The 19,372-nt window shown below is 71.4% G+C and carries 16 protein-coding genes; 11 read left to right on the top strand and 5 right to left on the bottom strand.

Going from position 1 to position 19,372, the window contains the following annotated elements; translation table 11 throughout:
- Window positions 1-25: 25 nt before the first annotated feature.
- Entirely contained in the window at window positions 26-1,477 is a 1,452-nt protein-coding gene (locus tag AC07DC_RS39315; protein ID WP_478919619.1) for a penicillin-binding transpeptidase domain-containing protein, read from the bottom strand.
- Window positions 1,474-2,823 (bottom strand): FtsW/RodA/SpoVE family cell cycle protein, encoded by a 1,350-nt coding sequence (locus AC07DC_RS39310; RefSeq protein WP_478919618.1) that lies wholly within the window; start codon window positions 2,821-2,823, stop codon window positions 1,474-1,476. Before AC07DC_RS39310 ends, AC07DC_RS39315 begins: the two co-directional genes overlap by 4 nt.
- A gap of 99 nt (window positions 2,824-2,922) precedes the next feature.
- Here AC07DC_RS39310 and AC07DC_RS39305 point away from each other — a divergent pair, with 99 nt between their 5' ends.
- The 3 genes from AC07DC_RS39305 to AC07DC_RS39295 all read left to right on the top strand — a co-directional run bounded on the left by AC07DC_RS39305 (window position 2,923) and on the right by AC07DC_RS39295 (window position 5,018).
- Entirely contained in the window at window positions 2,923-3,573 is a 651-nt protein-coding gene (locus AC07DC_RS39305) for a pentapeptide repeat-containing protein (protein WP_478919667.1), read from the top strand.
- Between the two features lie 23 nt (window positions 3,574-3,596).
- Window positions 3,597-4,085 (top strand): glutathione peroxidase, encoded by a 489-nt coding sequence (locus AC07DC_RS39300; RefSeq protein ID WP_478919617.1) that lies wholly within the window; start codon window positions 3,597-3,599, stop codon window positions 4,083-4,085.
- Window positions 4,086-4,385: 300 nt separating this feature from the next.
- A complete protein-coding gene (locus AC07DC_RS39295) occupies window positions 4,386-5,018 on the top strand; it encodes a hypothetical protein (protein WP_478919616.1) in 633 nt (210 codons plus the stop codon).
- Window positions 5,019-5,330: 312 nt separating this feature from the next.
- Here AC07DC_RS39295 and AC07DC_RS39290 read toward each other — a convergent pair whose 3' ends face one another.
- Window positions 5,331-5,522 (bottom strand): hypothetical protein, encoded by a 192-nt coding sequence (locus AC07DC_RS39290; protein ID WP_478919615.1) that lies wholly within the window; start codon window positions 5,520-5,522, stop codon window positions 5,331-5,333.
- 154 nt (window positions 5,523-5,676) lie between these two features.
- Window positions 5,677-6,684 carry a helix-turn-helix transcriptional regulator gene (locus AC07DC_RS39285; RefSeq protein ID WP_478919614.1) on the bottom strand — a complete coding sequence of 336 codons (1,008 nt, stop codon included), beginning with the start codon at window positions 6,682-6,684 and terminating at the stop codon, window positions 5,677-5,679.
- A 386-nt stretch (window positions 6,685-7,070) separates the two neighbouring features.
- Here AC07DC_RS39285 and AC07DC_RS39280 point away from each other — a divergent pair, with 386 nt between their 5' ends.
- From AC07DC_RS39280 to AC07DC_RS39245, 8 genes are all read left to right on the top strand, one after another.
- Window positions 7,071-8,891, top strand: coding sequence for a fatty acyl-AMP ligase (locus tag AC07DC_RS39280; RefSeq protein ID WP_478919613.1), 1,821 nt, complete (start codon window positions 7,071-7,073; stop codon window positions 8,889-8,891).
- Window positions 8,885-10,666, top strand: coding sequence for an acyl-CoA dehydrogenase (locus AC07DC_RS39275; RefSeq protein WP_478919612.1), 1,782 nt, complete (start codon window positions 8,885-8,887; stop codon window positions 10,664-10,666). The genes AC07DC_RS39280 and AC07DC_RS39275 overlap by 7 nt, the downstream gene beginning before the upstream one ends.
- 38 nt (window positions 10,667-10,704) lie before the next feature.
- On the top strand, window positions 10,705-10,998 hold the full coding sequence (locus AC07DC_RS39270; RefSeq protein WP_478919610.1) for an acyl carrier protein: 294 nt from the start codon (window positions 10,705-10,707) through the stop codon (window positions 10,996-10,998).
- On the top strand, window positions 10,998-14,042 hold the full coding sequence (locus AC07DC_RS39265; RefSeq protein ID WP_478919609.1) for a type I polyketide synthase: 3,045 nt from the start codon (window positions 10,998-11,000) through the stop codon (window positions 14,040-14,042). Before AC07DC_RS39270 ends, AC07DC_RS39265 begins: the two co-directional genes overlap by 1 nt.
- Window positions 14,043-14,088: 46 nt before the next feature.
- On the top strand, window positions 14,089-15,108 hold the full coding sequence (locus tag AC07DC_RS39260) for a 3-oxoacyl-ACP synthase III family protein (protein ID WP_478919607.1): 1,020 nt from the start codon (window positions 14,089-14,091) through the stop codon (window positions 15,106-15,108).
- 29 nt (window positions 15,109-15,137) lie between these two features.
- Window positions 15,138-17,078: an HAD-IIIC family phosphatase gene (locus AC07DC_RS39255; protein ID WP_478919606.1), complete on the top strand. Its 1,941-nt coding sequence runs from the start codon at window positions 15,138-15,140 to the stop codon at window positions 17,076-17,078.
- A complete protein-coding gene (locus AC07DC_RS39250) occupies window positions 17,065-17,325 on the top strand; it encodes a phosphopantetheine-binding protein (RefSeq protein ID WP_478919605.1) in 261 nt (86 codons plus the stop codon). The genes AC07DC_RS39255 and AC07DC_RS39250 overlap by 14 nt, the downstream gene beginning before the upstream one ends.
- A gap of 63 nt (window positions 17,326-17,388) precedes the next feature.
- Entirely contained in the window at window positions 17,389-18,237 is an 849-nt protein-coding gene (locus AC07DC_RS39245) for a 4'-phosphopantetheinyl transferase family protein (protein WP_478919604.1), read from the top strand.
- 30 nt (window positions 18,238-18,267) lie between these two features.
- Here AC07DC_RS39245 and AC07DC_RS39240 read toward each other — a convergent pair whose 3' ends face one another.
- Entirely contained in the window at window positions 18,268-19,299 is a 1,032-nt protein-coding gene (locus AC07DC_RS39240) for a LuxR C-terminal-related transcriptional regulator (protein ID WP_478919603.1), read from the bottom strand.
- Between the last annotated feature and the right edge of the window lie 73 nt (window positions 19,300-19,372).

Raw genomic sequence — 19,372 nt, 5'->3', positions numbered from 1 at the left:
CCTCGTTCACAACAGCCGCCGCCGGTCAGCCCAGCACGGCCCGCATGACGTCGCGGGCGATGGGGGCCGCGCTGCCGCCGCCGGAGATGTCGGCGCGGACGGCCTCGGCGTCCTCGACGACGACGGCCACCGCGACGGCCGGCTGCCCGCCGGCGGCCCGGGCGTAGGAGATGAACCAGGCGTAGGGCATGCCCTTGTTGCCGACGCCGTGCTGGGCGGTGCCGGTCTTGCCGCCGACCGTGACGCCGGGGATGGCGGCGTTGGTGCCGGTGCCCTTGGTGACGACCGCTTCCATCATCTGCTGGAGCCGGACGGCGGTGGCGGACCTGACGGCCCGGTGCAGGAGGCGGCCGGCGGTTGCGGAGACCGTGACCCCGTTGGAGTTGGTGATCCGGTCCACGAGGTACGGGGACATCAGCTCGCCTCCGTTGACGACGGCCGCCGCGACCATCGCCATCTGCAGCGGTGTCGCGGTGGTGTCGAACTGGCCGATGGAGGACAGGGCGACCTGGTCCGGGCCCATCCTGGTGTCGAAGTTGCTCGGCGCGACGCTCGGCGGGAGCCGCAGCATCCGGTCGTTGAAGCCGAACGCCCGCGCCTGCTCGACCATGCCGTGCAGCCCGACGTCCACGCCGAGTTTCGCGAAGACGGTGTTGCACGAGACCGTGAAGGCGACGAGCAGCGTGGCGTTGGCGCAGCCCTCCGCCTCGTTCTCCAGCCGGGTGGTGGTGCCGGGCAGCGTGTAGGGGTCGGGGGTGTCGGTCGGGGCCTTCGGATCGGCGACCTTGCCGGTCTCCAGGGCCGCGGCGGCGGTGACGACCTTGAAGGTGGAACCCGGCGGATACGTCTGGCGGATCGCCCGGTCCAGCATCGGCTGCTCGGGATCGGCGTTGAGCCGCGTCCACTCGGCGTTGGCGGCCCGGTCGGCGCCCGCGATGCCCGAAGGGTCGTAGGAGGGCGTGGAGACCAGCGCCAGGATCCGCCCGGTGGCCGGGTCGAGCGCGGCGACGGCGCCGGTGCGGTTGCCGAGCCCGGCGAAGGCGGCCTGCTGGGCGGCGGGGTTGATGGTGGTGTGGACGTCGCCGCCCCGCTGCCGGGCGCGGGTGATCTCGTTCCACAGCGGGAGCGAGGCCAGCTGCGGGGCGGTGCCGGACAGCATGTCGTCCTCGGTGCCCTCCAGCATCCTGGTGCCGTACCTCGGCGACGCGTAGCCCGTGACGGGCGCGTACAGCGGCCCCTGGGCGTAGGTGCGCAGATACGTCAGCTGCCCGTCGGTCGCGCGGGAGCCGGTGACGGACCTCCCCGCGACGAGGATGTTGCCGCGCGGCTGCTCGTAGCGGGCGATCATGGAGCGGCGGTTGGCCGGATTGTTGTTGTACGAGTCGGCCTGGATGATCTGGACCCGGCTGGTGTTGATCAGCAGGGCGACCAGCAGAACCAGACAGCACGCGGCGGCCCGCCGGATGTAGCGGATCACCAGGCACCCGCCTCCGGCAGCGGGCGGCGCGCGCTGTCGCTGAGCCGGATCAGCAGCGCCACGATGATCCAGTTGGTGACGACGGACGACCCGCCCTGGGCGAGGAACGGCATCGCCATACCGGTGAGCGGGATCAGGTCCATCACCCCGCCCGCGATCACGAAGACCTGCAGGGCCAGGATCGAGGCGAGGCCGATCGCCAGCAGCCGCCCGAACGGGTCGCGCAGCGCCAGCCCCGCCCGGTAGCCGCGGGCCACCAGCAGCGCGTAGAGCACGAGCAGCACCGTCAGCCCAGCCATGCCCAGCTCCTCGCCCACCGTGGAAAGGATGAAGTCGGACTTGGTGGCGAAGCCGATCAGATACGAGTGGCCCTGCCCGAGACCGGTGCCGAGCATGCCGCCGGCGCCGAAGGCGAACAGCGACTGGGCGAGCTGGTTGGGTCCCTCGCCCGCCGCGATACCGGCGAACGGGTGCAGCCAGTCCTCCACCCGGGCGTGGACATGCGGTTCGACCGAGCCGACGGCGAAGGCGCCGACCCCCGACAGCAGCAGCCCCACCGCGATCCAGCCGGTCCGGCCGGTCGCGACGTAGAGCATCACCACGAAGAGCCCGAAGAAGAGCAGCGAGGTGCCCAGGTCCCGCTCCGCGATCAGCAGGCCCACGCTGAGCAGCCAGATCGTCACGATCGGCCCGAGCACCCGGCCGGTGGGCAGCTGCAGCTTCCAGAAGGTGCGGCCGGTGTACGCCAGAGCGTTGCGGTTGGCGGCCAGGTACGCGGCGAAGAAGAGCGCGAGCAGGACCTTGGCGAACTCGCCCGGCTGGATCGAGAAGCCGGCGACCCGGATCCAGATCTTGGCGCCGTTGACCGCTGGGAAGAGGATCGGGACGACCATGAGGAAGAGCGCGGCCGCGCAGCAGACGTACGCGTAGCGCGACAGGACCCGGTGGTCGCGCAGCACCAGGACCACCGCGATGAAGAGCCCGATGCCCAGCGTCGACCAGCTCAGCTGGGTGGGAGCACCCTCCGCACCGAGCACCGGTTCCAGGTCGAGCCGGTAGATCAGGACCAGCCCGACCCCGTTGAGCAGGACGGCGATCGGGAGCAGCAGCGGGTCGGCGTAGGGGGCGCGGGCCCTGACCGCGAGATGGGCGAGGAGCGCCAGGACGCCGAGACCGGCTCCGTAGCCCACCGCGTCGGGCGGCACGGCGCCGTTCTTGGCCAGCCCCACCTCCGCGTAGCCGTACACCGAGATCAGGACCGCGCCGATCAGCAGGGAGAGCTCGACGCCGCGCCTCTTCGGCAGCAGTACGAGGGGCGGGGGAGCGTCGGTGGTCGTTGCGCTCATGGGCTGCAACGTAGCAAGCGACGCCGTCAATGTCCCTTATGTGAACGATGGGGACCGCGAGCCCCGCTGTCATGGCCGGGACGTAGGCTGCCTGGTGTGATGCCACCCGAGGAGCTCGCCGACCTGCCCTACGCCGACCTGCTGCGCCCGCACGAGGGCGGCCTGGAGGTCGACGAGCGGTACGACACCGTGCACTTCGACCGGCTCACCTTCGAGGACGAGAAGGCCTCCGGGGCACACTTCCTGGAGTGCGCCATCACGGAGTGCACCTTCACCGGCACCCCGCTGCGCGGCGCCCGTTTCAACGACGTCTGGGCGCAGGCCACCCGCTTCACCGGCGCCGCGCTCGTCGAGTCGTCCTGGCTCGACACCGCCTTCACCGCCTGCGCCCTGGCAGGCATCGAGGCGTACGGCTCGGTGCTGCGGCGCGTCGTGTTCCGCCAGTGCAAGTTCGACTCGGTGAACCTGCGGGCCACCACGCTGCACGACGTCGTCTTCGAGGACTGCGTGCTGCGCGATGTCGACCTCGGCGGCGCCAAGCTCACCGGGGTGACCTTCCCCGGCACCCGGCTGGAGCGCGTCCACCTCGCCCGCGCCACGTTGAAGAACGCCGACCTGCGCGGCGCCACCTCCCTCGAACTCGCCGACGGCCACGAATCGCTCAAGGGTGCGCTCATCACCACCCTCCAGCTCTTCGATCTGGCCCCGGCCCTCGCCCAGACCCTCGGCATCACCGTCAAGGACAAGTAGTCAAGGACATCTAGGAGACCCCTGTGAGCCTGTACGACATCCCGCTGCGCACCCTGTCCGGCGAGCCCGCTTCGCTGGCGGACCAGCGCGGCAAGGCGCTGCTCATCGTCAACGTCGCCTCCAAGTGCGGTCTCACCCCGCAGTACGAGGGCCTGGAGCGGCTGCAGCAGCGTTACGCGGAGCGCGGCTTCACCGTGCTCGGCGTGCCCAGCAACCAGTTCGCCGGCCAGGAGCCCGGCAGCGCGGAGGAGATCCAGACCTTCTGCTCCACCAGCTACGGCGTGAGTTTCCCGCTCTTCGAGAAGGCCGACGTCAACGGCGAGGACCGGCACCCGCTGTACTCCGAGCTGACGCAGGCGAAGGACGCCGAGGGCGAGGCCGGCGATGTGCAGTGGAACTTCGAGAAGTTCCTGATCGGTCCGGACGGCGAGGTGGCGGGCAGGTTCCGCCCGCGCACCGAGCCCGAGGCCGCCGAGCTGGTCGAGGCCATCGAGGCCGTGCTGCCCGCCTGACCTCGCCGCCGACCGCCTGACCTCGCAAGATCGTGTCCCCGCCCCCTAAGGGCGAGGCCATGCCATGGCGCGATCCGGCAGGTTGCTATTCATTGTCGGGGTGGTCGCTCTCCTGCTTTTCTCTTCTTACCGCCTCGGCGAGGAAGGGACAGCGGAGTGCAGGAGAGCGAATTCCGTACCGGGCATCTATGCGTGGACACGGATCCTGCGCTGTGCCTCCCCTGCCAGGAGCGGTTGGATCGGCAACTCGCCTTGCTTCCCCGGGTATATGGCGAGTTGGAGGCTGCGCTCGTTCCGGCTGTGGAAGGTGGCGACCGTGTCACCGTAGGTGGCCGGCCCGGCATCCCGCTGAACGGGCCGGCTGTCGATGCGCGCGCCGACATCCGAGGCACCCTCGCCTCCTGGGCCGATCTGATAGTCGAGGGCCGCACCGTCCGCCTCCCCCTGCGGACGGTGCCGGCCCTCGCCGCATTCCTACGACGCCACCTGGCGTGGCTGGCCGTACACCCCGCGGCCGAGGACGCCGCAGCCGAGGTCGACGCACTCGTCCGCCGCTGTATGAAGATCGCCCGGCCCCGTCTGGAGCGCCGGATCCCCGTCGGCCCGTGCATCGTGCAGTCCTGCCGCGGCCGTCTCACCGCCGTCATCCGTGAGCCCGGCTCCACGCTTCCCCCGGCGGTGGAGTGCGACACGGACAGCGCCCATGCCTGGCCGCCGGAGCGCTGGCGCGCCCTGTACCGGGGCCGCGCTTGTGACGGGATCCCTCCGGGGCTCAGCGCCCGGGAGATCTCCTCGGCCTGGCGGATTCCCGCAGGTACGGTCTACTGGCTCGCCAACGAGCACCAGTGGCGCCGCAAGCGGGACGGCCGGCAGGTCTTCTACGCCCAGGAGGACGTCCTGGCGACGCTGGGCCGCGACCGCCTCACGGGCTGAGCAACGCGGCCGCACCACGTGGCTGAGCCACGGGCTGAACTACCGGCTGAACCACGCTGCTGAGCGCGGTCCGGTGAGAATGGCCGAGATCATTCGCTACGAGCCGGCTGAAAGCAGCCCCTCGTGGCCGAAAAGGCATCCTTGCGCCCGCGTCGCCATCCACCCGCGACATCTCCTGCTGATCTGCCGTCGATCTGGCTGAAAATCGTCGCTGCCATGGCTGAAACGCATCTGGACGCAGAAAACGCTGTACGGCTCGCGGCGAAGCCGCGAACCGTACAGCGCTGTGGGGGGAGGGGGGAAGCTCTTGTGTCAGGCGGTCGCAGCCGCCGGTATCCAGATCGCGGGCGCTGCCGCGGGGATCCAGATCGCCGGGGCGGCGCTCACGTTCTCGCTCTTTACCGCGGTCGAGGAGTCGTGCGTTGCGGCAAAGGCGGAACCACTGGCCGAAGCAAGGGCGAGCGCCATGGCTGCGACCGCAGTGATCTTGGTCAAGTGCTGCATGCGCGACATCGTGGTCCTTGGTTGGGTAAGCGGCGGGTTGTTCACAGGTAGGGGATGCTCGGGTGGCACTGCAAGAGTGCCAAAATCGGACGCCGAGCGGCCAGTTCGGCCAGGTGCGTAAGTGCGCAATGGCGCGAATCGGAAGGTCTGCATGTCAGATGAAACCATGGGTCACCGCGAGGACGCCTGCCTGGAACCGGCTCTCTGCCTGCAGATATCGCATGACTTCGGACACCAGACGGCTCACCGTACGCAGCGAGATGCCCAGCTTGCGGGCGATCCGCTCATCGGTGAGACCGTTGGCCAGGAGTCTCATGGTCGTACGGTGCTGCTCGGTCAGCTCGCTCGCCGAGTCGAACCGGTCGGCGACCTTCGCCGAGTACGGTACCGAACGCAGCCAGCAGTCCTCGTAAAGGGCGCTGTACGAGCGGACCAGCGCCGTGCCGCGGACCACGAGCGTGGCATTGGACGGGTTGTCCGGGTCGGCCGCCAGGATGGCAGTGTGCATGTCCGCGAGGCTCAGGTCCAGGGGGACTTGCGGCGCCAGTCGGACCTCCACCCCCGCGGCGGCCAGCTCGGACAGGTACTTGCGCTGCCGTGGCGCTGAATTGATGCCCTGGGTGTAGATCGCCTGTACCCGGATACCGCGCTTGACCATGTCGGCGTCGCCCTGCAGGGACTCGGCCAGCACCTCGGAGGGCGGCAGGGGTCCCGGGTGCATGGACCGGGAGCGCACGGTGAGGGTCGCGTAGTAGTCGCCGACCAGCTGCCGCTTGCGTCCCTCGCCGGTGATGATCTCGACGTCGACGTCCGCCGCGTTCCGCTGGACAGCGGGCCGGTAGCGCTCCATCAGGGACTCGGACGCCCGGACGATCGCCGTCAGCTCCTCGCGCTGGGCCTGCAGCGCGGTGCGCTGCCGGTCCAGCAGGCTGATCAGCGCGGTGTCCGGATCCACAGGGTCGACCTCCTCCGGGCTGCGCCCGGCACGGATCAGCCCCAGCTCCCGGAGCTCCGCCCAGCCGACCGCTGCCTCGGTCGCGGTGAGACCCAGGCGTGCCGCGGCCGTCGCCGGCGGGCACGACCCCTGATCACGCAATGCCTGATACAGGGCAAGACCGACATCGTCGGATTCCGCCGCCCCGCCTCGAACAGTCACAGCCATGGCTACCCCCTCACCCAGAGGCGACTTTAGCAACGGTTGTGCCATATGCCAGCGGCCCGTTGTGAGGAGATGGCCGGTCGTCGCGGTCGTGGGTCGTTGTCCGGCCGCCGTGGCCGGGTCATGTGGGTGAGGGTGGTTGAAAGCTGTCCGGAATGCCGGGCTGCGGACGGGCCCCTTCCGGGGCTCCCGGGGGTCCGCTCCGCACGGTCGGTGACGCACCTCACCAACCTGAAAGGCATCCTCTTGGCCGCTGGTGGGCGGTGTCAACCGGTTCGCGCAACCGCTGCTTTAGCCGCGGCGCCGATCATCCAACGACATGTGCGGGACCCGTTCCACGCCGGTCTGTCAGCGGACCGGTGGCTGCGCCGCGAGGGGATGTCGAGGGGATGTCATTGTCAGGCTTCGCCACTTTCACCGAGCTTGTCCTGGAACGGGCCGCGGAGCTCGCCGACGCGGACGCCCATGTCTTCCTGCGGGACGCGGGACCGGCCATGGCGGCCGAGCACCTGACCTACGCGGAGCTGGACCGGGAAGCGCGGCGGATCGCCTCCGTCCTGCAACTGCACGGCGTGGAGGGGCAGCCGGTGCTGCTCCTGTACCCGACGACGGCCGAGTTCCTGAAGGCGTTCGTCGGCTGCCTGTACGCCGGAGCGGTGGCCGTGCCGGCGCCGCTGCCCGGTGACGCGGGCCAGGAGAAGCGGCTGAGCCGCACCTCGGCGGTGATCCGGGACTCCGGAGCGAAGCTGGTGCTCACCGACCGGGCCAACGCCCCGGACATCGCGCTGTGGCTCTCCCGGGCCCGCCGCGAGGACGTGGTCTGCCTGGCCACCGACAACACCGGCTTCGGCGACCCGGCCGCCTGGCAGCCCGTCGCGGCCCGCCCCGACGACCTGGCGTTCCTGCAGTACACCTCGGGCTCGGTCTCCGACCCGCGCGGCGTCATGGTCTCGCACCGCAACCTGATGGCCAACGAGGCGGCCATCGGCCGGTCCCTGGGCACCACCCGGGAGGACCGCTTCGGCGGCTGGCTGCCGCACTTCCACGACATGGGCTTCATCGCCCACCTGCTGCACCCGCTGTGGCTGGGCAGCTCCTCGGTGCAGATGTCGCCAACTTCCTTCATCAAGCGGCCGGTGCGCTGGCTGCAGGCGATCGACGAGTACGGCGTGACCGCGGGCGGCGGCCCCAACTTCTGCTTCGAGCTCTGCCTGCGCCGCGTCACCGACGAGCAGATCGAGGCGCTCGACCTGTCCCGCTGGCGGCTCGCCCTCAACGGCGCCGAGCCGGTCCGCGCCGACACCCTCAAGGCGTTCGCCGAGCGCTTCGCCGCGGCCGGGCTGCGGCCCCAGGCGCTGTACCCCTGCTACGGGCTGGCCGAGGCCACCCTCATCGTCTCCGGCGGCGTCCCCGACGCCCCGTTCACCGAGATGCAGGCGGACACCAAGGCCCTGGAGCGCGACCAGTTGGCGCCGGCCGAGCCCGGCAAGCCGCAGCGGACCCTGGTCAGCAGCGGACGCGTCACCGACTTCGACGTACGGATCGTGGACCCGGCCGGCTACCGGGAGCTGCCGGCCGGCGCCGTCGGTGAGATCTGGCTGCGCGGCGACAGCGTCGCCCAGGGCTACTGGCAGCGGCCGGAGGAGTCCGACGCGACCTTCCACGGCACCCTGAACGACGGCGAGACCGGGTTCCTGCGCACCGGGGACCTGGGCGTGCTGGAGGACGGCGAGCTCTTTGTCACCGGCCGCCTCAAGGAAGTGATCATCATCAACGGGCGGAACGTGTACCCGCAGGACGTCGAGTTCGCGGTGCGCGCCACCAGCCCGGCGCTCGGCCACGGCGCCGGGGCGGCCTTCAGCGTCGAGGCCGGGCGCGAGCAGCTGGTGGTGGTGCAGGAGGTCAAGGGCGAGGGCGCGAGCGCGGCGAGCCTGCGGGTACTGGCCCAGCAGGTGCAGGCGATGATCGGCCAGGACTTCAACATCCCGGCCGGCAACGTCCTGCTGGTCCGGCCGGGGACGGTCCGCAGGACCACCAGCGGCAAGGTGCAGCGCACCCTGATGCGGCAGCTCTTCCTCGACGGCGAACTGCGCGGCGAGTACGAGGCGCTGGACCCGGCCGTGCACGCCGTGGTGCGGGCCCGCGACACCCTGCTCGGCGAGGACCTGCTGCAACCGGAACCGGCCGGTGGGAGAGGCAGGCCGTGGTGACCAGGCCCGCGACCGGCACTCCCGCCTCCCTCGTCGAGGCGCCCGCACCGCAGCAGCGTGAGGCTGCGGTGCAGGCGCGCGTCGCCGAGCTGGAGGCGCTGCTCGGCGATCCCACCGATCCCGGCAACCCCTGCGGCTACCACGCGGTGCTCAACGCCGACCGGGCCGCGGTGCCGTTCGGCCGCGGCGAGCGGCTGCTCGACGACTTCGGGATGAACCGCGAGTTCGTCCCCAGCAGGCTCGGTGGCCGGCTGGACTCCATCGACACCCTGGTCCGCGTCATGCGCCCGGTCTTCCGGCGCGACGTCGGGCTCGGTATGAGCTACGGGATGATGTCGTACATGGCCGCCTCCGACGTCTGGATGGCGGGCAGCGACGAGCAGCAGGAGTGGCTCGCCGGCTCGATGCTGCGCGGCGCGAAGGCGGCCATCGCGCAGCACGAGACGGCGCACAGCAACACCCTGGTCCGTAGCCAGGTCGCCGCACGCCGGGCGGACGGCGGCGGCTTCCTGCTCAGCGGCGGCAAGCCGGTGATCAACAACCTGGCCCGCTCCGAAGCCCTGGTGCTGTTCTGCCGCACCGACCCGGCGCCCGGCAGCCGCAGCCACTCGGTGCTGCTGCTGGACCCGGGCGAACTGCCCGCCGACCGCTCCAGGATCGTGCCGCACCAGATGCCCGTCGGACTGCGCGGCAACGCCTTCGCGGGGCTGGAGTTCGACGACTGCCCGGTGCCGGAGTCCGCGCTGCTCGGGCCGGTCGGCAGTGGTATCGAGACGGCGCTGCGGTCCTTCCAGATCAGCCGCACCGTCATCGCCGCGACCGCGCTCGCGGCCGTGGACACCAGCCTGCGCACGGCCGTCCGCTTCGACCACGAGCACCGCGGCGGCGGCTGGGGCGGCGCCCGCTCCGACTCGCAGCGCACCGATGCCGCCGCGACCGGCGCCTTCGTCAACCTGCTGCTCTACGACAGCCTGGCGCTCGTCGCGATGCGCGCGATCCATCTGCTGCCGACGCAGACCAGCGTGTACTCGGCGGCGCTGAAGTACCTGCTGCCGCGGATCCTCACCGAGACCATGTACGACCTGTCGATCGTGCTCGGCGCCGGGTTCTACACCCGCGAGGGCACGTTGGGCATCTTCCAGAAGCACGTCAGGGACGTGCCGGTGCTCAGCCTGGGGCACGCCGGCTCGGTCGCCTGCCAGGCCACCGTCATTCCCCAACTGCACCGGCTGGCAAGGCAGTCCTGGTTCACCGAGGACGACGCGCCCGCCGGGCTCTTCCGGCCGCGCGCCGAACTGCCGCCGCTGCGCACCGATGCGCTCAGCCTGGCCTGCGGCCGCGACAGCCTCAGCGCCTCGCTGCTGTCGGTCGCGGCCGCGATACCGGGCCGCAGCCCGGTGGAGCGGGCGCTGCGCGGGCTGGCAGGCCAGCTGGTGGAGGAGTTCCGGGATCTGCGCGACCGGGTCCTGGCCCTGGAGCCCGCGGACCGCACCACCCCGGTGGGACCGGCCTCGTTCGCCCTGATGGACCGGTACGCGCTGCTGCTCGCGGCATCCGCCGTGCTGGGTGTGTGGCGGCACAACCAGGACGGCTCCGACCCGTTCCTGGCCGACCCGGCCTGGGCGGCCGCGGCCCTGCACCGCATCGCGCGGCGGCTGGGCGCGAAGGTCCCCGATCTGCCGGGGGAGTGCGAGACCCGGCTCCGGCACGAAGTCCACGTCCGTTTCAGCGCCCAGCGCAGCTACGACCTCTACAACACTCCCATTCCCGGCTGACGGTTCATGGGCCTGACGCGTACCCAAGGAGTCCAGCGATGACCGCTCCGACGACCCGGCACAGTGCTGTGCTCGCCGACAACCTGCACCGTGGCTGGTTGCTCGACCGGCTCGCGCTCTACCTCAATCGCCCGGCCGACAGCATCGACCCGACGGTGCCGCTGGCCGAGTTCGGCATGGACTCGGTGGCCGCGCTGAGCCTGTGCGGCGACCTGGAGGACCAGTACGGGCTGTACGTGGAGCCCACCCTGCTCTGGGACCACCCGACGGTCGAGAGCCTGGTCGGCTACATGGCTGTGGAGATCCCGCGGGTCGCGGAGGACAACCGCTGATGGACTCCATCGCCATCGTCGGACTCGACTGCGCGTTCCCCGGAGCGCCGGGCGGCGACGCGTACTGGGACCTGCTGATGCGCGGCGGCGACGCCGTCGGCGACATTCCGGAGCAGCGCTGGGACCCGCGCGACTACGCCTCGCAGGAGCCCGGCGCCGTCCGCTCCGAGATGACGCGCGGCGGCTTCGTCGACGACGCGGACGCGTTCGACAACGACTTCTTCTCGGTGGCGCCGCGCGAGGCCGCCGCGATGGACCCGCACCACCGGCTGCTGCTGCAGTGCGCCTGGCGCGCCCTGGAGGATTCCGGGCGAGCCCCTGGCGCGCTGGCCGGCACCGACGCCGGTGTCTTCGTCGGCGTGATGGGCGGCGAGTGGGGCCGGCTGCGGATGGGCGACCACACGGAGATCACCCCCCAGTTGGGTGCGGGCAGCAGCGCGGGGATGACGGCCAACCGGATCTCGTACCACCTGAACCTCACCGGGCCGAGCCTCGCCGTCGACACCGCCTGCTCCTCGTCGCTGGTCGCCGTGCACCTGGCCGCCAACGCGCTGCTGTCCGGCGAGTGCGACACGGCGCTGGCCGGCGGGGTGAACCTGGTGCTCTCCCCGGCGCTCGGCATCGTCTACACCCAGCTGGGACTGGCCTCGTCCGACGGCCGCTGCCGCCCGTTCAGCGCGGACGCCGACGGCATCGCGCGCAGCGACGGCGTCGGGCTGGTCGTGCTGCGCAGGACCGCGGACGCGCTCGCCGACGGGCAGCGGATCTACGCGGTGATCCGCGGCACCGCGGTGAACCAGGACGGCCGCAGCAACGGCGTCACCGCCCCCAACCGCTGGTCGCAGCAGAAGGTCGTCGAGGCCGCCTACCGGCGCGCCGGCATCACCCCGGACCAGGTCAACTTCATCGAGGCGCACGGCACCGGCACGGTGCTGGGCGACGCCATCGAATGCGCGGCGCTCGGCACGGTGCACGCCGTGCCGCGCGACGAGCCGTGCGCGATCGGCTCGGTGAAGGGCAACCTCGGGCACACCGAGGGCGCGGCGGGCATCGCGGGGCTGATCAAGGCGGCGCTGGCGCTGCACCACCGGATCGTCCCGGCCAGCCGGTTCGCGGACCGCGAGAACCCGCAACTGCGGCTCGCCGAGCGCGGACTGCGGCTGCTGAAGTCGCCGCTGCGGCTGCCGCCCGGCGAGGCGGTGGCCGGGGTGAGCAGCTTCGGCATGGGCGGCACCAACGCGCACGCGGTGCTCGCCACCGCGCCCAGGACGGCGCGAACCGCCGTCCGGCGCGACACCGCCTCCGGCGCGGGCGTCTTCACCCTCACCGGCGACACCCCGGAATCGCTGCGCCGCAACCTCGCGGACCAGGCGGAGGCCGTCGCGAAGCGGCCGCGCGGCGATGCGGCGGCGCTGTGCTGGAGCAGCAACCGGGTCAAGACCGGCCTGCCGTTCCGCTTCGCCCTCACGGCCCGCGACACCGCCGAACTCGCCGCGGGACTGCGACAGGCCGCCGGGCAGGACGCACCGGCCGGCGTCGCGCACAGGCCGTGGAGCCGACCCGTGGTGGCGTTCCTCTTCACCGGGCAGGGCAGCCAGTTCCCGGCGATGACCGCCGGGCTCCACCGCGACTCAGCCGTGTACCGGCACTTTCTCGACGAGGCCGACGCGGCCCTCGCCCCGCACACCGGGGGCTCAGTCCGCGACCTGATCCTGGGCGGTGAGCAGCGGATTCACGAGACCGGCAACGCGCAGCCCGCCCTGTTCGCGGTCGGCTACGCCCTGGCCCGTACCCTCACCGAACTCGGCATCCAGCCCGCCGCCGTGCTCGGCCACAGCATCGGCGAGTACCCGGCGGCGGTGCTGGCCGGAGTGCTGAGCCTGGACGAGGCGGCCCGGCTGGTGGCCGCCCGCGGCGCACTGATGCAGGAACTGCCCGCGGGCGGCGGCATGCTGGCGGTCAACGCGAGCCCCGCCGACCTCAAGAGCCTGCTCGACGACGAGCCGCAGGTGGGTCTCGGCGCGGTCAACGGGCCGGCCGACGTGGTGCTGTCGGGGGCGGCCAAGCCGCTGGAGCGGATCGCGGAGATCCTGCGCTCGCGGGGGGTGCGGACCCGGCACGTACCGGTCTCGCACGCCTTCCACTCACCCCTGATGGCGCCGGCGCTGGCCCGGTTCGCGGAGACGGCCGGCACCGTCGCCGCCGCGCCGCCGCAGGTGCCGCTGGCCTCCACCCGCTACGGGCGAATGCTGCGCGACGAGCCGATGGACGGCGCGTACTGGACCGGCCAGGCGGCCGAGCCGGTGCTGTTCTCGTCCGCGCTGGGCGCCCTGAACGAGGCGATGGCCCCCACCCACCTGATCGAGATCGGCCCGAAGCCTCAGCTGCTGCCGCTGGCGGGCCGCGCGGGGCTGCGCGGGGACATCGAGTTCCTGCACCCGGCGCCGGGCGCCGAGGCGTCGGGCCGGGAGCTGGCCGAGCTGGTCGCCGCGCTCTTCCGGGCCGGGCTCGACCCGGAGTGGGACGCGCTCTACGCACCACGGCAGCGCACGGCCGAACGGCTGCGGCCCTACGTGTTCTCGAACCGCCACCGCTTCTGGAACCGGCCGGTCGCGGCTCCCGGCCGGCCGGCCGAGCCGTCGGCAAGGACTGCCGAGAGCGCGAAGACCGCCGTACGCCCGGTGGAGCCCGTGCTCGCGCTGGGCCCGCCGGCCGCGCTGCCGGCCGAGTTCGCTGAGCCGGACCAGGACACCGCGCCGGCCCGGCTGGACGCGCTGTCGCAGGAGCGGGACCCGGTGCTGTCCGCCGTCATCGAAGCGGTCGCGGAGGTCGGCGGCTACCCGCTGGAGCAGGTGGTCACCTCGGCACGGTTCTACGAGGACCTGGGATTCGACTCCGTGATGATCATGCAGCTCAAGGACCGGATCGAGGCCCGGCTGTCGAGCGCCGGCGACATCTCCGTACAGCAACTCCTGCCCGCACTGCGGTCCGTCGGCTCGCTCGCGGAGTTCCTGACCGAGTGCATCAGCGTGCGCACCCCGTGACCGGCACCATCCCGCGCCACCGACGGTTCGGTGAAGGAGCGACGACATGAGCAGGACGACGGCGTACCTGGCCTCCACCGGTACAGCGCTGCCCGGAGCACCGGTGGACAACAGCACCCTGGGGAAGCTGCTCGGCGTGAGCGAGGAGTGGATCGACATCTTCGTCGGCACCAGGACCCGGCACTTCGCCTGGGACCTGGGCACCGGCGAGGTCCACCAGAGCCTCACCGACCTGTGCGCGGAAGCCGGGGACCTGGCCATCGCCGCCGCCGGCCTCGACCCCTCCGACATCGAGTTCCTCGTCCTCGCCACCGCCACCCCCGACACACTGCTGCCGACCACCGCCGCCCGGGTCGCCGACCGGCTCGGCCTCAACTACCTGCCCGCGTACCAGCTCCAGGCCGGCTGCTCCGGCGCCGTACAAGCCATCGACCTGGGACGTTCGCTGATCGCCGGCGGCTGCGGCGCGGGGCTGGTGATCGGTGGAGACGTCACCAACCGCCATCTCGACCTGCGGCGCGACCTGAGCCGGATGCCCACCGAGGAGCTGGTGAACTACGTGCTGTTCGGGGACGGCGCGGGCGCCGCCGTCCTCACCGCGGAGCCGGCCGGCGAACGGGTCGCACTGCGCGGGGTGCTCAACCGCTTCGCCGGGCTCGGCCGCCCGCCCGGCCAGATCATCGACTGGTACGGGATCACCGATCGGCACACCGAACGCCAGATGATCTCCGAGGACTACAAGGAGATCGAGGAGAGCGTCCCCGTCATGGCTGTGGAGGTGCTCTGGGACCTCCTGGACCAGCTGGACTGGGGGATCGGCGACCTCGACTTCCTGCTGCCGCCGCAGCTCTCCACCCGGATGACGCAGCGCATCGTGGAGCACATGGCGGTGCCGGACGCCCGCGAGATCAGCTGCGTCTCCGACACCGGCAACACCGGAAACGCCCTGCCCTTCCAGCAGATCGAACGCCTGCTGCCGGAACTGCGGGTCGGGCAGCGCGCGCTCGCCGTCGCGGTGGAGTCCAGCAAGTGGATCAAGACCGGGCTCGCGCTGGAGAAGGTCTGAGAAGGTCGGAGAAGGACGGATTGCGTTACATGACAACAGGACTGGAACGGCTGCGCGAGCTCAAGGCACTCGGGCGCCTGGAAGCGGAGTACGACCGGGTCGCCCCGCTGCTCGCGGAGCTCACCGACGACCCAGGCACGTCCGGAGCCGCCGACCTGCCGCGCGCCGGCCGGCTGCTCGCCGGTCTCGACCGCTCCGCCGTCCTGGCCGCCCACCCGGGCACGCCGGTCGTCACTGTCGCCGTCACCGGCCAGTCCACCGTGGCCCAGCTCGTCGACCCGCTCACGGCGGAACTCGCCCGGCACGGACTGCTGCTGCATCCCGTCCTCGGCGACCACGGCGCCTACCTGCACGATCTCACCTCCGAACAGGGGCTCTTCCACGGCCTGGCGGCCGACCTCTCGCTGTGCCTGCTCGACGCCGAGACCGTCTTCTCCGAGGTGCCGGTGCCCTGGGACGTCGACGATCTGTCCCGCGCCGCCGACGGCGTACTGGAGCGGCTCACCGGTCTGGCGGCCGAGCACGCCCGGCACGCCGGGGCGGCGAACGGAACCGGCGGCACGCTGGTGCTCAACACGATGCCGCTGCTGCGCCGCCACACCCATCAGCTCATTGACCACCAATCGCGGGCCCGACTCGGCGTGGTGTGGCGGGAGTTCAACGCGTCCCTGCTCCGGCTGACCGAGCGCTTCCCGGGCCTGGCGGTCATCGACCTCGACCCGCTGATCGCCGACATCGGCCCCGTATCGGATCCCCGGCTGGCCGGTTACGCCAAGGCCCAGTACACCGCGCCGCTGCTCGCCGCCTACGCGCGGGAGGCCGCCCACCTCGCCAGGTCGCTGCGGGGGATGACCAGGAAGTGCCTGGTGCTCGACCTGGACGACACGCTCTGGGACGGCATCCTCGGCGACGCGGGAGCCGACGGGATCGCGGCCGCCGGGACGCTGCGCGGTGAGGCGTTCGGGGCGTTCCAGCGGACCGTCAAGCAGCTCGGCGCGCAGGGCGTGCTGCTCGCGGTGAGCAGCAAGAACGATGCGGAGCCGGTGCTCGCCGTGCTCCGCGACCACCCCGACATGGTGCTGCGCGAAAAGGACTTCCTGCAGGTCAACGCCAACTGGAAGCCCAAGGACGGCAACGTCGCCGAGATCGCCGACCGCCTCGGTATAGGGCTCGACTCCCTGGTGTTCGCCGACGACTCCCCGGCCGAACGCGCCCAGGTGCGGCACGGCGCCCCGCAGGTCGCCGTCGTCCCGCTCGACGACGAACCCGCACTGCACGTGACGCGGCTGCTGGCGGACGGCTGGTTCGACACGCCCCGGCTGACGGACGAGGACCGGGCCAGGACCGGGCAGTACCGGGTGGAGCGCGAGCGCAGGGAGCTGCGCGAGGGCAGCGGCTCGCACGCGGACTTCCTGCGCGAGCTCCAGGTCGGCGTGGAGCTGAGCGCGCCGCTGGGGCACGAGTTCGCCCGGCTCGCCCAACTCACCCAGCGCACCAACCAGTTCAACCTGACCGGCCTGCGGCTGTCGCAGGCCGACCTGGAGGCACGGGCCGCCGATCCGCGGCAGCTGGTGCTCGCCGCCCGCGCGGCCGACCGGTTCGGCGACAACGGACTCGTCGGGGCGGTACTCGGTCATCGCGCGGCCGACGGACTTCATCTGGACAACATCTGGTTGAGCTGCCGCGTTCTGGCAAGGGGCATTGAACAGGGCTGCCTCTCGGTCCTGCTGGACCGGGCGCGGGACGCCGGGCTCGCCGCGGTGCACGCCCGGTACCGGCCGACCGCGAAGAACCACCGGGTGCGGGACTTCTACCCCTCGCTCGGCTTCGAGGAGGTGGGGGAGGACGGCGACGGTGTCGTTCTGCGCCATGATCTGCGAAGGGTCCCCCCGGTGCCGGAGCACCTCACCATCAACGCTCGATTCGAACGACTCGACGGACTCGAAGGGACCGCGGATGAGCGGCATTGACGATCTGGGCGGCTTCCTGCGGCTGCTGCGCACCGAGCTGGGCCTTGAACTGTCGGACCGGGACGCGTACACCGATCTCGCGGACGTCGACGGCTGGGACTCGTTGCACCTGCTCCGGCTGGTGTCGCTCCTGGAGGAGGAGACGGGACAACGGGTGCCGGTCCGGGCGGTACTCGAAGCCCGGACCTTCCAGCAGATCCACGCCCTGGTCAGAGACGACAGCCGGACGAGAGCCACAACGCCATGAGACCCGCGCCACCGCGCACCTGAACAACCCACCGCTGTTGATCCACCGTCTGGAGGAGCAAGGATGACCGTCCCCGGGAACTCCACTCTCGGCCCACCCCTCGGCGAGCCGGTCGAGGTGGGCGCGAGGGGTGCCGCCTGGGACAGGGTCCGCGCCGACCTGACGGCCTACGGAACCGCGCTGATCTACGCCCAACTGGCCGATCTGCAGCCGGACCTGCCCGAGGGCGACGAGCTGCGCGCGCTGCTCGGCCGGGACTGGTCCCGCTATCTCGACCTCGCCCACCCCGCCGTCCGCAGCCGCTACGCCGCCTCGCGGATCCTGCTGAAGTTCGCCGCCGGCGCGGTGCTCAACGGCGACCCCGACGACCTGGAGCTGGCCTACGGGCCGACCGGGCGGCCGTATCTGCGCGGCTGCGACCAGATCGACATCAGCCTCAGCCACACCGAGGACCTGCTGCTGGTCGGCCTCACCACCCGCGGGCTGATCGGCGTGGACGCCGAGCGGACCGACCGGCAGATGTACGGCAGCGGTCTGGGGCGCCATGTGTGCACGCCGTACGAACTGGTCACCCTCGCCTCGCTGGAACAGGAGCAGCGCAACCCCAGCCTGGTGCGGCTGTGGACGCTCAAGGAGGCGTACAGCAAGGCGATCGGGCAGGGCATGCAGTTCCGGTTCAGTGAGTTCGGGTTCGGCCCGGACGGCAAGCCGGTGCGCGTGCAGCGCCCGGACGGCACCGCCGGTACCGGCTCCGAGTGGGCGTTCCGCACCTTCGTGCTCGACACCGGCTACTGCGTGAGCGCGGCGGTCTACGACGCGGGTTTCGGCGCGGTGCTGGACACCGACATCACGACGATGCTCGACCAGGACGCAGCGGAGGCGATCACCGCCGCGCTCAATGAGCAGGAGTGACGTTTCTCCGGAGCGGGGTCCTCGACGACGTCACTCCTTGAGGCCGAACTGGTCCAGCATTCCGGAGAGCGCGACGTTGAACCCCGCCTGGAACCGGCTGGTGGCCTCGAGCTGTTCGGTGATCTCCGATATGTGGCGGCGGCAGGTGCGTACCGACATGCCCAGCCGGCGGGCCACCATCTCGTCCTTGTACCCCTTGGCCATCAGCCGGATGATCGACGCGCGGAGATCGTCGGTGCCCGAGGAGGTCGACTGGCTGTCGGGGTTGAACGGGGTGGCGCCGTCCCACAGGTGCTCGAAGACCGCGCACAGGAAGGCCACCAGCGTCGGTTCGCGGACGATCGCCGCGCCAGGGGTCTTCGAGGCGGACTTGCGCTCCGGCAGGAAGACGGTCTCGCGATCGTAAATGATCATCCGGTCGATGAGTTCGTCGGCGGTACGGACCTCGGCGCCCTCGGCGGAGATGTCCCGGACATACGCCCTGGTGGCGAGGTCGCTGCGGGCGGTGTGCTGGTAGATGGTGCGGATCCGCACCCCCCGGTCCAGCGTGTTCAGCGCGCGCTGGCGGGCCGACGCCAGCGACGGTGACGAGCGGGCGCCGCCGGGCTGCACCGTGAGCAGCTCCTTGCGGCACTGCTGCGTCAGGTGGTTGATCATCGACTGGATGGTGTCCTTGTCGCTGATGACATCGAACGCCTCCAGCCGGTTGCGCATCCGGCGTCCCTCGAAGTACCGCGGCATCAGCGAGAGCAGCTTCGACCGCACATCGGTGACGGCCTGCTGCAGGTCCCGGATCTGATGCTCGGCGGATCCCACCAGATCCGCGGCCGCGACATCCGGTCCGACCGGGACCAGGACGTCGGGATCACCCGGCATCGGCTGCAGAAGATGTAGAAGTCGCAGGACGTGTTCCACCCGGTCGACCTCGGGTGCGGTGAGCGAGAGTCGCTCCGCGATGTCCGCCCGGTCGAACCGTCCGAACTCGACGGCGGCCCCGTAAGCGGCAGCGCTCAAGTCGTCCAACTCGGCGAACTCCGAACTGGAATTGCCGCTTCCGGCCATCCGTGGCGCTCCCCCGTGAGCTTGTGAAGTTGCTGCCATGCAAGCTTAGGCCATCGGGTTGGCCTTGGAGCGG

This window comes from Streptomyces sp. NPDC045021, from assembly GCF_056432645.1.
This window is presented reverse-complemented; position numbering and strand designations above follow the sequence as displayed.

Excerpts from the sequence above, each read along its gene's own strand:
- AC07DC_RS39310 (WP_478919618.1), bottom strand. The coding sequence starts at position 2,823 with ATGAGCGCAACGACCACCGACGCTCCCCCGCCCCTCGTACTGCTGCCG.
- AC07DC_RS39305 (WP_478919667.1), top strand. The coding sequence starts at position 2,923 with ATGCCACCCGAGGAGCTCGCCGACCTGCCCTACGCCGACCTGCTGCGC.
- AC07DC_RS39290 (WP_478919615.1), bottom strand. The coding sequence starts at position 5,522 with ATGCAGCACTTGACCAAGATCACTGCGGTCGCAGCCATGGCGCTCGCC.
- AC07DC_RS39285 (WP_478919614.1), bottom strand. The coding sequence starts at position 6,684 with ATGGCTGTGACTGTTCGAGGCGGGGCGGCGGAATCCGACGATGTCGGT.
- AC07DC_RS39280 (WP_478919613.1), top strand. The coding sequence starts at position 7,071 with ATGTCATTGTCAGGCTTCGCCACTTTCACCGAGCTTGTCCTGGAACGG.
- AC07DC_RS39270 (WP_478919610.1), top strand. The coding sequence starts at position 10,705 with ATGACCGCTCCGACGACCCGGCACAGTGCTGTGCTCGCCGACAACCTG.
- AC07DC_RS39265 (WP_478919609.1), top strand. The coding sequence starts at position 10,998 with ATGGACTCCATCGCCATCGTCGGACTCGACTGCGCGTTCCCCGGAGCG.
- AC07DC_RS39260 (WP_478919607.1), top strand. The coding sequence starts at position 14,089 with ATGAGCAGGACGACGGCGTACCTGGCCTCCACCGGTACAGCGCTGCCC.
- AC07DC_RS39255 (WP_478919606.1), top strand. The coding sequence starts at position 15,138 with ATGACAACAGGACTGGAACGGCTGCGCGAGCTCAAGGCACTCGGGCGC.
- AC07DC_RS39250 (WP_478919605.1), top strand. The coding sequence starts at position 17,065 with ATGAGCGGCATTGACGATCTGGGCGGCTTCCTGCGGCTGCTGCGCACC.
- AC07DC_RS39245 (WP_478919604.1), top strand. The coding sequence starts at position 17,389 with ATGACCGTCCCCGGGAACTCCACTCTCGGCCCACCCCTCGGCGAGCCG.
- AC07DC_RS39240 (WP_478919603.1), bottom strand. The coding sequence starts at position 19,299 with ATGGCCGGAAGCGGCAATTCCAGTTCGGAGTTCGCCGAGTTGGACGAC.